At 67.9% G+C, this 13,192-nt stretch carries 13 protein-coding genes; 8 read left to right on the forward strand and 5 right to left on the reverse strand.

What is annotated here, in order from left to right; genetic code table 11:
- The first annotated feature begins 26 nt into the window (after positions 1-26).
- The gene (locus tag FOB72_RS24325) at positions 27-1,085 is read left to right on the forward strand and encodes a GNAT family N-acetyltransferase (protein WP_150375223.1); all 1,059 of its coding nucleotides are present in this window, start codon (positions 27-29) and stop codon (positions 1,083-1,085) included.
- A gap of 57 nt (positions 1,086-1,142) precedes the next feature.
- Here the strand turns inward: FOB72_RS24325 and FOB72_RS24330 are convergent, their stop codons facing one another.
- Positions 1,143-2,531, reverse strand: coding sequence for a lysine N(6)-hydroxylase/L-ornithine N(5)-oxygenase family protein (locus FOB72_RS24330; RefSeq protein ID WP_223851785.1), 1,389 nt, complete (start codon positions 2,529-2,531; stop codon positions 1,143-1,145).
- 143 nt (positions 2,532-2,674) lie between these two features.
- On the opposite strand from FOB72_RS24330, the gene FOB72_RS24335 reads away from it, so the two are divergent.
- From FOB72_RS24335 to FOB72_RS24355, 5 genes are read left to right on the forward strand one after another with little or no spacing between them, the layout of a single operon-like run.
- On the forward strand, positions 2,675-2,896 hold the full coding sequence (locus FOB72_RS24335; protein ID WP_150375224.1) for an MbtH family protein: 222 nt from the start codon (positions 2,675-2,677) through the stop codon (positions 2,894-2,896).
- 13 nt (positions 2,897-2,909) lie between these two features.
- Positions 2,910-3,662 carry a thioesterase II family protein gene (locus tag FOB72_RS24340; RefSeq protein WP_150375225.1) on the forward strand — a complete coding sequence of 251 codons (753 nt, stop codon included), beginning with the start codon at positions 2,910-2,912 and terminating at the stop codon, positions 3,660-3,662.
- The gene (locus tag FOB72_RS24345) at positions 3,656-4,408 is read left to right on the forward strand and encodes a 4'-phosphopantetheinyl transferase family protein (protein WP_150375226.1); all 753 of its coding nucleotides are present in this window, start codon (positions 3,656-3,658) and stop codon (positions 4,406-4,408) included. Before FOB72_RS24340 ends, FOB72_RS24345 begins: the two co-directional genes overlap by 7 nt.
- Positions 4,405-5,382: a TauD/TfdA family dioxygenase gene (locus tag FOB72_RS24350; protein ID WP_150375227.1), complete on the forward strand. Its 978-nt coding sequence runs from the start codon at positions 4,405-4,407 to the stop codon at positions 5,380-5,382. The genes FOB72_RS24345 and FOB72_RS24350 overlap by 4 nt, the downstream gene beginning before the upstream one ends.
- Before the next feature lie 60 nt (positions 5,383-5,442).
- On the forward strand, positions 5,443-6,549 hold the full coding sequence (locus FOB72_RS24355) for a LacI family DNA-binding transcriptional regulator (RefSeq protein WP_223851786.1): 1,107 nt from the start codon (positions 5,443-5,445) through the stop codon (positions 6,547-6,549).
- A 13-nt stretch (positions 6,550-6,562) separates the two neighbouring features.
- On the opposite strand, the gene gcvA is transcribed toward FOB72_RS24355, so the two are convergent.
- Positions 6,563-7,459 (reverse strand): transcriptional regulator GcvA, encoded by an 897-nt coding sequence (gene gcvA, locus FOB72_RS24360; RefSeq protein ID WP_150375228.1) that lies wholly within the window; start codon positions 7,457-7,459, stop codon positions 6,563-6,565.
- A 136-nt stretch (positions 7,460-7,595) separates the two neighbouring features.
- Between gcvA and FOB72_RS24365 the strand changes: the two genes are divergently transcribed.
- Positions 7,596-8,888 carry an adenylosuccinate synthase gene (locus FOB72_RS24365; protein ID WP_150375229.1) on the forward strand — a complete coding sequence of 431 codons (1,293 nt, stop codon included), beginning with the start codon at positions 7,596-7,598 and terminating at the stop codon, positions 8,886-8,888.
- 9 nt (positions 8,889-8,897) lie between these two features.
- Here FOB72_RS24365 and FOB72_RS24370 read toward each other — a convergent pair whose 3' ends face one another.
- Positions 8,898-10,490, reverse strand: coding sequence for an aldehyde dehydrogenase (NADP(+)) (locus FOB72_RS24370; RefSeq protein ID WP_150375230.1), 1,593 nt, complete (start codon positions 10,488-10,490; stop codon positions 8,898-8,900).
- 141 nt (positions 10,491-10,631) lie between these two features.
- Between FOB72_RS24370 and FOB72_RS24375 the strand changes: the two genes are divergently transcribed.
- Positions 10,632-11,597, forward strand: a complete 966-nt coding sequence (locus FOB72_RS24375) for a LysR family transcriptional regulator (protein ID WP_150375231.1) — start codon at positions 10,632-10,634, stop codon at positions 11,595-11,597.
- Positions 11,598-11,603: 6 nt separating this feature from the next.
- Here FOB72_RS24375 and FOB72_RS24380 read toward each other — a convergent pair whose 3' ends face one another.
- Both FOB72_RS24380 and FOB72_RS24385 read right to left on the reverse strand, forming a co-directional pair.
- Positions 11,604-11,918, reverse strand: a complete 315-nt coding sequence (locus tag FOB72_RS24380) for an NIPSNAP family protein (protein WP_150375232.1) — start codon at positions 11,916-11,918, stop codon at positions 11,604-11,606.
- A gap of 19 nt (positions 11,919-11,937) precedes the next feature.
- A complete protein-coding gene (locus FOB72_RS24385; RefSeq protein ID WP_150375233.1) occupies positions 11,938-13,119 on the reverse strand; it encodes an iron-containing alcohol dehydrogenase in 1,182 nt (393 codons plus the stop codon).
- Positions 13,120-13,192 lie beyond the last annotated feature (73 nt).

A 13,192-nucleotide genomic window follows, 5' to 3' on the forward strand; every position in this document is an offset into this window, starting at 1 on the left:
CGTGCAAACAGATCCGGGAAAACACCATGTCGACTGCATTCACACCCATCCAGGGCTTCCGCGCCTTCGAGGCCAGCGGCAGATCGCTCCTCGTCGCCGCGGACGCCGACCGCCTGACGGTGCGCGCACAGGGCGCCGCCGAAGCCGAGGCCAGCTTCGTACTCGTGCCCGCGCAGACGCCCGTGCTGCGGCTGGCCAGCACCACCCTCGATGGCAAGCCGCTGACCGACGCCACACTCGCGGCACTGGAGGCCATCACGACGCACTGGGGCGTGCGCACGGTCGGCCTCGATATCGAGCACGCGGCCACGCTCGATGCGTTATCGCGCATGGGCCTCGCCGAACCGGCACATGGCCTGCCGCGCGCGCAGCACCAATGCCGGGCCGAGATGCTGTGGCAGCATGCGCCGCTGTGGATGCCGGAGAAAACGCCGTATCCGCTGCGCTACACGATGACCGGCGAGAAGCGGCATCCCGTGCGTGCCCCCAAACCCGGCGGCACCGTCTACGCGCGCTACATTCCCTGGCTCGGCCGCACGCTCAAGCTGCGTGCCGCCACGGTAGAGGACGACACCGCGCTGCTGCATCGCTGGATGAACGATCCCGACGTGGCGTACTTCTGGCAGGAGGAAGGCGACGAGGACAAGCATCGCCGCTATCTGCAGGGGCTCGTCGATGACCCGCACATGCTGCCGCTCGTGGTCAGCCTCGACGACTCTCCGTTCGGCTACTTCGAGATCTACTGGGGCAAGGAGAACCGTCTGGCGCCGTTCTACGACGCGCACGATCACGACCGTGGCTGGCACGTGCTGATCGGCGAGCCCGCCTTCCGCGGCAAGTCGTTCCTGACCGCGTGGTTTCCGGCCATCCAGCATTTCCAGTTCCTCGACGATCCGCGCACGCAACGCATCGTCGGCGAACCGCGCGCCGACCATCACCGGCAGATCGCCAACCTCGACAAGGCCGGCTTCTCCAAGGTCAAGGAGTTCGATTTCCCGCACAAGCGCGCGATGCTGGTGATGCTGCTGCGCGAGCGTTTCTTTGGCGAGGGCCTGTACCTGCCGCGCGCCGAGGCCGCGGCCTGAGCGTCGCCTGATTGCCGCGCGAGCAGGCGGCCCGGCGACAGCCGGCCGCCTGCATCGTCATTGCGACATCGGCACCGGTTCGGCCATCGATGCCTGCGCGCGGGACACGGCATCCAGCGCGGGCAGCGCCCCCCCGTCGCCGGCGCCCTGATGCAGCGCCTCGACGATCTCCTGCGAACGGATCGACAGCACCGACAGCAGCGTATCGCTGAGCCCATGGCTGTCCTCGCAGGCGCCCTGCAGGAAGATCTGCGGCTCGCACGACTCGCACGTCTTGAGCCGGTAGCGCCGATCGACGCCAAACCCTTCCGCGGGCAGCAATGCGCCGAGCGGCGCGAGCATGCGCTGGTACGCATCGCGCCGATAGCCGGTGGCCACCACGACGAGGTCATAGACATGACGCTCGGTGCCGCCCTCCCCGCGATCGCGCAATACACATTCGATGCCGTCGGCCGATGGCGTCACGAGCTCGATATCGCGGCTGGCCAGCAACGCATGCTGGGCATGCCCGCGTACGCGCTGCTGGTACAGCAGTTGATAGATGCGTTCGATAAGATCCAGATCCACCACGGAATAGTTGGTGTTGCGGAACTCCTCGAGCATGCGGCGGCGGCGCTCGTCGGGCTGCCAGTAGATATAGTCGGTAAAGCCAGGGTTGAAGATCTCGTTCACGAACGGGCTGTCGTCGGACGGCTTGAGCGCGCCGCCGCGCATGATCAGCGAGACCGACGCCTCGCCAAAGCGCTGCACGAGGTCCATATAGACCTCGGCCGCGCTCTGCCCGCCGCCAATCACCGCCACGCGGCGCGGCCGCAGCCCCGGATTCGCGCGCAGATGCTCGAGGTAACGTGACGAATGGACGATGCGCGCATCGCGCACGCCCTCGAACGCGTCCGGCACCAAAGGCTCCCCGCCCACGCCGATGACGAGGTTCCGCGCAAAGCGCTCGTGCAGACGGCCATCCGCATCGCGCGAGCGCACCACCAGGCGGCGCACCCCGCCACCGGTACCGGCCGCCGTGGCGGCGGCCGACCCCACGCCATAGTCGGGGAGGATTTCGACCACGTCTTCGCCGTAATGGCAGCGGTTCTCGAAATGACCGGCCACCCACGACAGGTAGTCATTGAACTCGAGCCGCGACGGAAAGAACGTCTTCAGGTTGATGAACGATTCCAGCCGCCCCTTCGCATGCAGATAACTGATGAACGAGTAGGCACTGCGCGGGTTGCGCAGCGTCACGAGGTCCTTCATGAACGAGATCTGCATGTCCGCGTCTTCCAGCAGCATGCCCCCATGCCAGACGAACGACGGCTTGCGTTCGATGAACGCGAACTGGGCGCGCGTGCCGTGGCTGGCGGCGTACTCCTCCATGGCGATGGCGAGCGCCACGTTGGACGGGCCGAAGCCGATGCCCAGAAAGTCGTATTCCATTGCTCGATTGTTCATGCTGTCGCACCTTTCTCCGACTGTTCCGATACGGGGTTGTCCCCCAGTGACGAACCGGCGCGCGCGATATTTACCCCGGCGCCGTGCTAAATCCGCACAGGGGCCGTTCGTCTATGCCATATCGACACCGGGAGACCGACAACATGAGCATCGACAGCGACACCATCGATTTCCACGTCGTGATCAACGACGAGCAGCAATATTCGATCTGGCCCGCCTATCGCCCCGTACCCGCGGGCTGGCGGACCGTGGGCGTCACCGCGCCGCGCGCGCAGTGCCTGGCCTATATCGAGGAGCACTGGACCGACATGCGCCCGGCCACCCTGCGCGCCCAGATGGACGGCACAGCCGCCGGCACGCACTGACGGACCCCGCACGATGCACGATCCCGTGACGCTCTGGTGCCTGCCCAATGCGGGCGCCAGTGCCGCGCTCTACGCGGGTTGGCGCCGTCATCTGCCTGCCGTGGCAGGGCAACCGCCAGAGCCTGCGCTCCGGGTTGCGCCGCTGGAGTTGCCAGGACGCGGCGCGCGCGCGGCCGAGCCGCTGTGCGAGGACTTCGGCGCGCTATGCGACGACCTCGAACACGCGCTGACGCGTCAGCTTTTGCCCGGTCAGCCCTATGCACTGTTCGGGCACAGCATGGGCGCGCTGCTCGCGCACGAACTCGCCCACCGGCTGCGTGACCGGCATCCGCCGCGCGCGCTGTTCGTGGCGGGCGCCGCCGCACCCGCGCTGCGCGACCCCTCGCGGTTTGCCGGGCCGCTCGACGACGCGAGCCTGCTCGCGCAGATGCGGGCGCTTGGCGGCACGCCGCGCGAACTGCTCGACGATCCCGAGATGATGGCCATCGCCTTGCCGATCCTGCGCGCCGACTATCGCGCGTGCGCCAGCTATCGGCCGCGTGCCACGGCGCCACTCGCGTGCGCGCTGCATGCGTTTGGCGGACGCGACGATCGTGCGGTCGGACAGGCCATTACCGGCTGGCGTTGCGAGTCCACCGGGCCGACCTCGGTCACGTGGTACGACGGCGGGCATTTCTTCGTGCGCGACGCCGTGCCGGACCTGCTCGCGCGCATGGCGCGCCTGCTTGCGGACAGCCGCGTGCCGGATGCCGTCGCGCCATGCTGATCGAGAACACGTTCCAAGGCACGGAGGAAGACGCGGTGCGTTGGTGGCTCGTGCATATTCCCACCGCGCACGAACCGCCGGACGACCTGCTGGCCGACCTCGGCGATGCGGAGCATCAGCGTCTGCGCCAGTACCGGCAGCGCGCCGATCGCGCGCGCTTCGCCACCGTGCGCGGCACGTTGCGCAGGCTGCTGGCCAGCCGCCTCGGCACCTCGCCGCGCGATGTGCCATTCGAGACCGGCGCGCGCGGCAAGCCACGCCTCGGCCGCGGCGCGGGCGGATGGTGCTTCAACGTCTCGCACAGCGGTGCATGGGGCGCGATTGCCATGGCGCCGGACACCGCATGCGAGGCCGTGGGCATCGATCTCGAGCAGTGCGCGCCCGTTGCACCGCTGCCGCTCGCGCAGGTCACGTTCTCCGCGCGCGAAACGGCAAGCCTGGCCGCGCTGGCCGACGACGCCGCGCGCATGGACCGCTTCTACACGCTATGGACCGTAAGGGAGGCCTATGCCAAGGCCACCGCCATGGGCATCGCCGATCCGCGCTGGCAGGCGACGACCTTCGTCCCGGGCGCATCCCGCGCCTGGCATGCCGACGACGGCGGCACCACGCGCGTGTGGTCGCTCGCGCTCCCGAACGATTGCGCGGAGCTCCGGCACTATCGGGCGGCCATCGCACTGTCGCCAACGGTCTCCCCCGCGCATTCGCGCCAGACCATCACACCCAACGACAAGAGGTTCGCATGACCGATCTTTCGCAACCGACGCCCGCCATCCTGCAGGGCGAACTGCCGCGCATCGTCAGCGCCACGCGGGCGGGCGAATCGTTGCTCGAGGCACTGCCGCGCCTGCGGGCCGATATCGAAGCCACGCTGCTTACCGTGGGCGGCGTCCTGCTGCGCGGCTTCGACGTCGGCGGTGCCGAAGGCTTCCGCGCGTTCGCGGCGGGCTTTGGCCATCCGCTGCTGACTTACGAGTTCGGCTCCACGCCGCGGAGCCAGGTCACGGGCGGCGTCTACACGTCCACCGAGTACCCCGCGCACCAGTCCATTCCCCTGCATAACGAGCAGGCGTACACGCGCGACTGGCCCATGAAGATCTGGTTCTATTGCGAGACCGCGGCACCGGTCGGCGGCGAAACGCCGATTGCCGACAGCCGGGCGATCTATCGCGCCGTGGACGCCGGCACGCGCGAACGCTTTGCCTCGCGCGGGCTCATGTATGTGCGCAACTACGGCAACGGGCTCGACGTGCCCTGGCAGCAGGTGTTCAACACCGGGGAACGGTCCGAAGTGGAAGCGTACTGCGCGCGCCATCGGATCGCGTGCGAATGGAAGGACGATGGCGAACTGCGCACACGACAGTTGGTACAGGGCGTCGCGACGCATCCCGTCACGGGCGACCCGGTCTGGTTCAACCAGGCGCACCTGTTCCACGCCTCGGCGCTGACGGAGGAGATGCGCGAGGTACTGGTCGATGCGGTCGGGGCCGACAATCTGCCGCGCGACGTGTTCTATGGCGACGGCACGCCCATCGCCGACGCCGAGCTCGATGCCGTGCGCGGCGTGCTGGACGCGCACAAGATCGTATTCCCCTGGCAGCAGGGCGACGTGGTGATGCTGGACAACATGCTGACCGCGCACGCGCGCGAGCCGTTCAGCGGTCCGCGCAAGGTGATCGTGGCCATGGCGCAGGCGCACGGGGCCGCACCGCCGTTGTGACGGGTTGCGCGCGGTAATCTGCGACAATGCTGGCCGGTCTACTTCGCACATCAGGGTGACATGGCTTCGAGTCGGGAAAAGCAGCCGGGCGCAACCCCACCCGCCAGCGTCATGGCGGCACCGCGCCGTGCGCCCACTGCGCACGATGTGGCGGCGCTCGCGGGCGTTTCGCAGTCGGCCGTCTCGCGCTGCTTCACACCCGGGGCCAGCATCTCCGAGGAGACCCGGCAACGCGTGCAGGCGGCGGCCGAACAGCTCGGCTACCGCCCCAACCTGATCGCGCGCTCGCTGATCAAGCGCCGGTCGACGATCATCGGCGTGGTGATTCCCGGCCTGCAGAACCCGTTCTACGCGGCGATGCTCGAAGCCCTGTCCGCCGACCTCGCCACCGCCGGCTATCGCATCCTGCTCTTCAACGCCCCCGCGCGCGGCACGCCCGATCCCGTGCTCGACGAGATGCTCAACTACCGCGTCGATGCGTTGATCCTCGTCTCGTCGTCGCTCTCGTCAGGGCTCGCCGACGAATGCCAGAAGATCGGCCTGCCGGTGGTGCAGCTCAACCGCACCACCGAACGCAGCACGGTCTCGAGCGTGGTCGGCGACAACCACGGCGGCGCGGAAGCAATTGCTCGCTTTCTGCTCGCCTGCGAACACGAGCGCTTTGCGTTTATCGCCGGACTGGAGACCTCGTCCACGGGCAAGGCGCGCGAGGCCGCGTTTCTCGGCACGCTCGGCGCCGCCGGCAAGCCCGTGGCGCGCGGGGTGGCGAATTACGCGTTCGAAGAGGCCGAGGGCATCGCACGGCAGATGCTCGGCGGCGCCAATCCGCCCGATGCGATCTTCTGCGCCAGCGACCATATGGCCATCGCCGCGCTGGGTGTAGCGCGCACGGAGTTCGGGCTCACCATTGGCCGCGACATTTCCATCGTCGGGTTCGACGATATCCAGATGGCGGGCTGGCCGCAGATCTCGCTGACGACGTACCGCCAGCCGGTGCGCGCAATGTCGTCACGTGCGGTGGCCATGATCGAAGCGCAATTACAGGGCACGGGCACCGGCTCCGGGCTCAGCGAAGTCGTGCCCGGCGATCTGGTCGTGCGCGGCTCCACGCGCGAGCCGGCGCATGGCGTGATCGACCTCGGATACGAGCGCGTCTGGCGCCCATGAGGGTGCCGGCAGCCTAGGCTGCCGAGAATTTCGCCCCGACTTCCAGCAGCCACGTGGTGAACGCCACGATCGCGGGTTCCTCGCGGCGCGCGTTGTGCACATAGCAGCCGTATCGCCATGCGGGTAGCGCGGGCCCCTCGAACGGAAAGACGAGGCGCCCTTCCCTGACATCGAGCGCCACGAGCGCCGTGGGGCCCATGGCGATCCCCAGCCCGTCGATCGCGGCCTGCAGCGTCAGATAGAAATGGTCGAGCTGCAGCGACTGGCCGCCGGCCAGTTGCGGGCTGCCGCATGCCGTAAGCCATTGCGCCCAGAGCTCCGGATAGGTCGCGGTATGCAGCAGCGTGTGATGCGCGAGGTCCGACACGTCGCGAATCGGATGCGCCTGGAGCACCTTCGGCGAACACACGGGCAGCCGCACCTCCGTCAGGAATTCGGTGACGACATACCCCGCGGGCTGCTGCTCGCCGCCGCGAATGGCCACGTCGAACGGCTCGCGCACACGCTCGATGGGCTCGTCCGAGGTCGTCAGACGGACCTCGATCGACGGATGGGTCAGCTGGAAATTCGATAGCTGCGGCAACAGCCAGCGCAGGGCGAACGTGGTGGGCGCGTTGACGCGGATGACCTGCTGGCGCGTGGCCTTCAGTTGCTCCGCGGTGGCGAGCGCGAGCCGGTCCAGCGCGGCCGATACCTCGGACAGATACCGGCGCCCAAGCGGCGTCAGGACCACGCGCCGGCCTACCCGGTCGAACAGCCCATGCCCGAGCCACGACTCCAGTTGCGCCACCTGCCGGCTGACCGCGCCATGGGTCACGGACAGCTCGTCCGCGGCGGCGCTGAAGCTCTCGAGGCGCGCGGCGGCCTCGAAGACGCGGACGGCGTTCAGTGGCGGCAATCGGCGCGGCATCGTCTATGTGAGTTTTCCTGACAAGAACGCTGAGTTTATATCGATTTTCATCGGCGTGGATGGCGGCTACATTTCGTCCGCAGGACACGGCATGGCGTCGGACCTGTCTCTTTTCATCACAACAGGAGCTGATCGGATGTCGAACGTCGTGGTAGTGGGCGCACAGTGGGGCGATGAAGGAAAGGGCCGGATCGTGGACTGGCTCGCGGAGCGCGCGGATATCGTCGCCCGTTACAACGGCGGCCATAATGCGGGCCATACGCTCGTGATCGACGGCAAGACCTACAAGCTCGCGCTGCTGCCGAGCGGCGTGGTGCGCGGCAAGCGCGGCGTCATCGGCAATGGCGTGGCGCTCGATCCCGAAGCGCTGCTCGCCGAGATCGCGCGCATGGAGGCGCTTGGCGTGCGCATCACGCCCGATCTGCTGCAGATCGCCGAGACCGCGACGCTCGTGCTGCCCATTCACCGGGCCATCGATGCCGCGCAGGAACAATTGCGGACGCGCCTGCAGGAGTGCCCGCTCGGGACCACGCTGCGCGGCATCGGCCCGGCCTACGAAGACAAGGTGGGCCGCCGCGCGCTGCGGGTCTGCGACCTCGCCAATCCCGAATACCTGTCGGCACGGCTCGACCTGCTGCTGGCGCACCACAATGCATGGTTCCGCGGCCTGGGTCTGGAGACGTTCGAGAAGGCGCCGCTGCTGGATGCCCTGCTCGCCATGGCGCCGAAGGTCCTGCCGTTCGTCGGCCGCGTGTGGGAGCAACTTGACGTTGCCCACCGCGATGGCCAGTCGGTCGTATTCGAAGGTTCGCAGGCCGTGATGCTCGATATCGACTGGGGGAGCTATCCGTACGTGACGTCGTCGAGCACGGTGGCCGCGGGCGCGGCCAGCGGCACCGGTATCGCGCCGTCGCGCATCGGGCATGTGCTCGGCGTGAGCAAGGTCTATGCAACGCGCGTGGGCGAAGGTCCGTTCGTGTCGGAGCTCGACGGCGAACTCGGCGGGATGCTGCGCGATCGCGGCCGCGAGTATGGCGTGAACACGGGGCGTCCGCGCCGTTGCGGCTGGCTCGATGCGGTGCAGCTGCGGCAGGCCGTCAAGGTGGGCGGCATCGACCGCCTGGCGCTGACCAAGCTCGACGTGCTCGACGGCTTTGCTTCCATCAGCCTCTGCGTCGGCTACGAACGCGATGGCCAGCGCATCGACTACATTCCCGCGAGCGATGCCGCGCTGGCTGGGGTACGGCCCGTGCTGCGCGAGTTTGCCGGCTGGTCGCGGCCGACGCAGGGCGCGCGCACGATGGATGCGCTGCCTGCGGAGGCAGTGGCGCTGATCGAGGCGATCGAGGCCGAAGTCGGCGTGCCGGTGACGATGGTTACCACCGGCGCGGAGCGGGACGACGTGATCGTTCGCAACGCCGCCGTCTAGGCACGGCGCCTATTGTGGACGGACGACGGCGTCGCGCGTGCGAACGCCGTTGACCAGACGCTCGATCGCTAGCGGATTGCCATCGCGCAATGCCTCGGGCAACAGCGCGTCGTCGAAATCCTGATAGCACACGGGCCGCAGAAAACGATCGATCGCCAGCGTGCCTACCGACGTGCCGCGCGCATCCGACGTGGCCGGATACGGGCCGCCGTGCACCATCGCATCGCATACCTCGACGCCGGTCGGGTAGGCGTTGATCAGCAGGCGGCCCGCTTTCTCTTCCAGCACGGCAACGAGCGCGCCGGCACCGGCAAGGTCCTCGCGCTCCGCGATCACCGTGGCCGTGAGCTGGCCCTCTAGCGCCTGCACGGCCTTGTGCAGCTGTTCGGCATCGTCGAACTCGACGAGCACCGTGCAGGGACCGAACACTTCCTGCTGCAATCGCCCATCCGCCTGAAACAGCAGCGCGCTGTCGGCACGCCACAGTTGGGCCGGCGCGCGGCCGGTCTCGGCCACGCCTTGCGCGAGCAGCATCATGCCCGGCGTATCGGCAAAGCGTCCAACCCCCTGCTGGTAGTGCGCAAGCCCCGCGGTATTGAGCATGACCTGCGGGGCAATACCGGTGATGGCCGCCTGCAGATGCTCGACAAACGCGCCGAGCGCCGGGGAACGCACCGCGAGCACGAGCCCGGGGTTCGTGCAGAACTGCCCGGCGCCCAGCGCGACCGACGCCGCGAGCTGCGTGGCAATCGTCGCGCCGCGCCGTTCGAGCGCATGGGGCATCAGCAATACCGGGTTGACGCTGCTCATCTCGGCAAACACCGGAATCGGATGCGGGCGCGCCGCCGCCATGTCGCAGAGCGCGCGGCCGCCGCGCAACGACCCCGTGAAGCCGACCGCACGAATCTCCGGATGCTTGACCAGCGGCTCGCCCACGCGGTCTCCATAGATCATGTTGAACACGCCGGCGGGCATCTCCGTGCGGTCCGCCGCGGCGACGATGACCTCCGCCACCATCGCGGCCGTTGCCATATGGCTCGGGTGAGCCTTGAACACGACCGGGCAACCGGCCGCGAGTGCCGACGCGGTATCGCCGCCCGCCGTCGAGAAGGCCAGCGGGAAGTTGCTCGCGCCGAACACGGCCACGGGGCCGACGCCAATGCGGTACTGGCGCAGGTCCGCGCGCGGCAGCGGCTTGCGTTGCGGCTGCGCGAGGTCGATGCGCGCGCCCAGGTAGTCGCCGCGCCGCAGCACGGTGGCGAACAGCCGCAACTGACCGCTCGTGCGCGCGCGCTCGCCGGCGATGCGCGCCGGCGGCAGCGCGGACTCGCGGCAGACCAGTTCGATAAAGCCGGCATCGAGCGCGTCGAGACCATCGGCAATGGCGTCGAGAAAGCGCGCGCGGCGCTCCGGCGACAGTGCGCGAAAGGCCGGGTAGGCCGCCGCGGCCGCGCTGGCCGCCGCGGCCACTTCGCCCGCCGTGGCCTCGCGGAACGTGTAGGGCAGACGCTCGCCCGTGGTGGCGTCCACGCTATAAAGCACGACGCCGCTGGCGGCGACCTGCCCGCCGTTGATGAATTGCTGGAAATGCCGGATGGTCATGCGTGTCTCCTTCATCGATGTCGGAGCACTCTATGGGGCGTCGCGCCGCGCGGCTAATGAAAAGACCTGATCGGCCGATGCTTGCCGGTTATGTCCCGCCAGCAACGTCGTTGGTATAGTGTGGGCTTTTGCGCGCCCCGCATGCGTTCCACGCCCCTGCCCTCCCTCGCCACCATCGCGTCGCGCCTGCGCCTCAAGCAGTTGCGGCTGCTGATCGCGCTCGACAATCACGGTTCGCTGCACAAGGCCGCCGACGAGATCGCCATTTCGCAGCCGGGCGCCACCAAGGCGCTCCGCGAGATCGAGGACATCCTCGGCATGGCGTTGTTCGAGCGGCAGCCCAAGGGGCTCGTGGCCAACGAACTCGGCCAGTGCGTGACACGCTATGCGCGGCTGATCTACAGCGACCTCGAGCACCTGCATGCGGAGATCACCGCGATTGCCCACGGTCATGGCGGGCACCTCGCGGTGGGCGTGATCATGGGCGCCATTCCGCTGCTGACCCGCGCGATCGCCGCCTTGCGCGCGGAACAGCCGCATCTGTCGGTCGAGATCATCGAGAACACCAGCGCCACGCTGCTTGCACTCCTCGACGAAGGTCGCATCGACCTCGCCCTTTGTCGATGCGGCGTAAGCCGTCGTCCGGGCGCGTACGAGTGCATGGCGCTGGAAATGGAACCGCTGGCCGTCGTCGCCGCGCCATCGCACCGGCTGGCCGGCGCCGCGGCGCTGGAGCTGGCCGATCTGGCCGGCCTGCCGTGGATGGCATATCCGGTAAACACGCCGATGCGCAATACGCTCGAGCGCGAACTCGGCGACGCGGGCATCGACCTGCCCCGCTATCCGCTCGAAACTGCCTCCGCGTTCGCAATGCTGACGATGCTGCAGGAAACGCCGGACCTCGTCGCGGTGATGCCGCGCGCGGTGGCCGAGTTCGGCGAACGCTTCGGCATGCTCGTGCGGCTGCCCGTCCCGATGCGCGCGCTGGAAGATCCGTATGGCGTGATCACGCGCACCGGCGCGCAACTGTCGCCGGGCGCGCGCCTGCTCATCGATGCGTTGCGGGCGCACCGGACGGCGCCCCTTCCCGACGACGACGCCGCCTGACCGACGTTATTTGATTGGCGAGAAGTCGGCGGGACGCAGCAGCTTCGACTCCATGTTGACCAGCATCGGAAACGCCACGGGCACGAATTTCTCGAGCCAGTCCTTGTCCTCGTACAGCGCATTGCGGCGCGCGATGCGGTCGTCGAGGCTTTCGTACGCCCAGATGTGCACGACCTGGTTCAGCTCGCCGATCTCGGTGTACCACCAGCCGACGAGCTTCGCGTAGCGCGAGATGACGGGCAGGCCCTCCTTCTCGAAGTGTTTCAGATAGTCCTTCATCTTGCCGATCTGGACCGTGTACGTTCGCATTTCGTAATACATGGTGCTTCCTGAAGCGTAGTTAAACGAGTTCTTCGATATTCCCGCGATGTGCCGCAACGATGATGCGTTCGATATCGCCCGCATTCGTCAGTCGCGGATTCACGAGCACATTGCCGCTGCGCATCGAGTCCTTGACCATCTGCGGCAGATGGGCGAGATCCACGCCGAGCTCGCGGATATTCGAAGGGATGTTCAGCGCGCGATTGAGCGTCCGGACCTCCTCCACCACGCGCTGCGCGGCCGTCAGATCGTCGAGGCCCGTGACGTCCGCGCCGAGGGCCTGCGCGATATCGCGGAAGCGTTCGGGACATGCGGGCACGTTGAATGCCACCACGTAGGGCAGCAGCGCGGCATTGGCGATGCCATGGGCGATATCGAACACGCCGCCCATCGTGTGGGAGATGGCGTGCACATTGCCGAGCTTTGACTGCGAGAACGCCACGCCGGCCAGGAACGAGCCGAGCAGCATGTCTTCGCGCGCCTGCAGGTCCGCGCCCACGTAGTACGCCTTGCGCAGGCTGCGGCCGATCATGCGGATGGCGTGCAGCGCCAGCGCCTGGCTGATGGGGTTGGCCTGCTTCGACACGTACGACTCGATCGCATGCGTGAGCGCGTCCATGCCGGTGGCCGCTGTAATCGCGGGCGGCAGTTTCAGCGTGAGTTCGGGATCGAGAATCGCCAGCTGCGGGAACAGCTTCGGGCTGATGATCACGGTCTTGAACAGCGTCTCGCGATTCGTGAACACGGTGGATGCCGTGCATTCGCTGCCCGTGCCCGATGTGGTCGGCATCGCGATGATCGGCAGCGGTGCCTCGCGAATGCGGTCGTATCCCTCGTAGTCGAGAATCGAACCCGCGCTGGTCGCCATCGCGGCCACGCCCTTGGCCGTATCGATGCTGCTGCCGCCGCCGACGCCGGCCACCGCCGTGCAGCCATGCTGCCTGAGGAACGCCACCGCGCGCTCGAGCACGCCGGTATCGGGGTTCGGCGCCACGCCGTCGAATGTCTCATAGGCGATCTCGGCCGCGCGCAGCGAGGCGAAGAAGCCATCGAGCACGCCGCTGCGCATCAGGCCTTCGTCGGTGACGACCAGCAGCTTGGCGCTGGCGGGGACGAACGGCCGGATCAACGCGCCGGCCTGCGCCGCGAGGCCGTTGCCGAACTTGAGCGTGGTCGGAAAGTAATAGGGGAAGGCATGCATGATGTTGTCGTCCTGAGGTGTCTCCGGCTTCAACGTTACAAACCTGCCCCGGCGCTGCCTAATGAAAAGGCGT

Origin of the sequence: Cupriavidus pauculus (assembly GCF_008693385.1) — a bacterium.
GTDB classification, from domain to species: Bacteria; Pseudomonadota; Gammaproteobacteria; order Burkholderiales; family Burkholderiaceae; genus Cupriavidus; species Cupriavidus pauculus_D.

What these genes read in the sequence shown, in the direction of transcription:
- FOB72_RS24325 (WP_150375223.1), top strand. Translation starts at nt 27, where the DNA reads ATGTCGACTGCATTCACACCCATCCAGGGCTTCCGCGCCTTCGAGGCC.
- FOB72_RS24330 (WP_223851785.1), bottom strand. Translation starts at nt 2,531, where the DNA reads ATGAACAATCGAGCAATGGAATACGACTTTCTGGGCATCGGCTTCGGC.
- FOB72_RS24335 (WP_150375224.1), top strand. Translation starts at nt 2,675, where the DNA reads ATGAGCATCGACAGCGACACCATCGATTTCCACGTCGTGATCAACGAC.
- FOB72_RS24340 (WP_150375225.1), top strand. Translation starts at nt 2,910, where the DNA reads ATGCACGATCCCGTGACGCTCTGGTGCCTGCCCAATGCGGGCGCCAGT.
- FOB72_RS24345 (WP_150375226.1), top strand. Translation starts at nt 3,656, where the DNA reads ATGCTGATCGAGAACACGTTCCAAGGCACGGAGGAAGACGCGGTGCGT.
- FOB72_RS24350 (WP_150375227.1), top strand. Translation starts at nt 4,405, where the DNA reads ATGACCGATCTTTCGCAACCGACGCCCGCCATCCTGCAGGGCGAACTG.
- FOB72_RS24355 (WP_223851786.1), top strand. Translation starts at nt 5,443, where the DNA reads ATGGCTTCGAGTCGGGAAAAGCAGCCGGGCGCAACCCCACCCGCCAGC.
- gcvA (WP_150375228.1), bottom strand. Translation starts at nt 7,459, where the DNA reads ATGCCGCGCCGATTGCCGCCACTGAACGCCGTCCGCGTCTTCGAGGCC.
- FOB72_RS24365 (WP_150375229.1), top strand. Translation starts at nt 7,596, where the DNA reads ATGTCGAACGTCGTGGTAGTGGGCGCACAGTGGGGCGATGAAGGAAAG.
- FOB72_RS24370 (WP_150375230.1), bottom strand. Translation starts at nt 10,490, where the DNA reads ATGACCATCCGGCATTTCCAGCAATTCATCAACGGCGGGCAGGTCGCC.
- FOB72_RS24375 (WP_150375231.1), top strand. Translation starts at nt 10,632, where the DNA reads ATGCGTTCCACGCCCCTGCCCTCCCTCGCCACCATCGCGTCGCGCCTG.
- FOB72_RS24380 (WP_150375232.1), bottom strand. Translation starts at nt 11,918, where the DNA reads ATGTATTACGAAATGCGAACGTACACGGTCCAGATCGGCAAGATGAAG.
- FOB72_RS24385 (WP_150375233.1), bottom strand. Translation starts at nt 13,119, where the DNA reads ATGCATGCCTTCCCCTATTACTTTCCGACCACGCTCAAGTTCGGCAAC.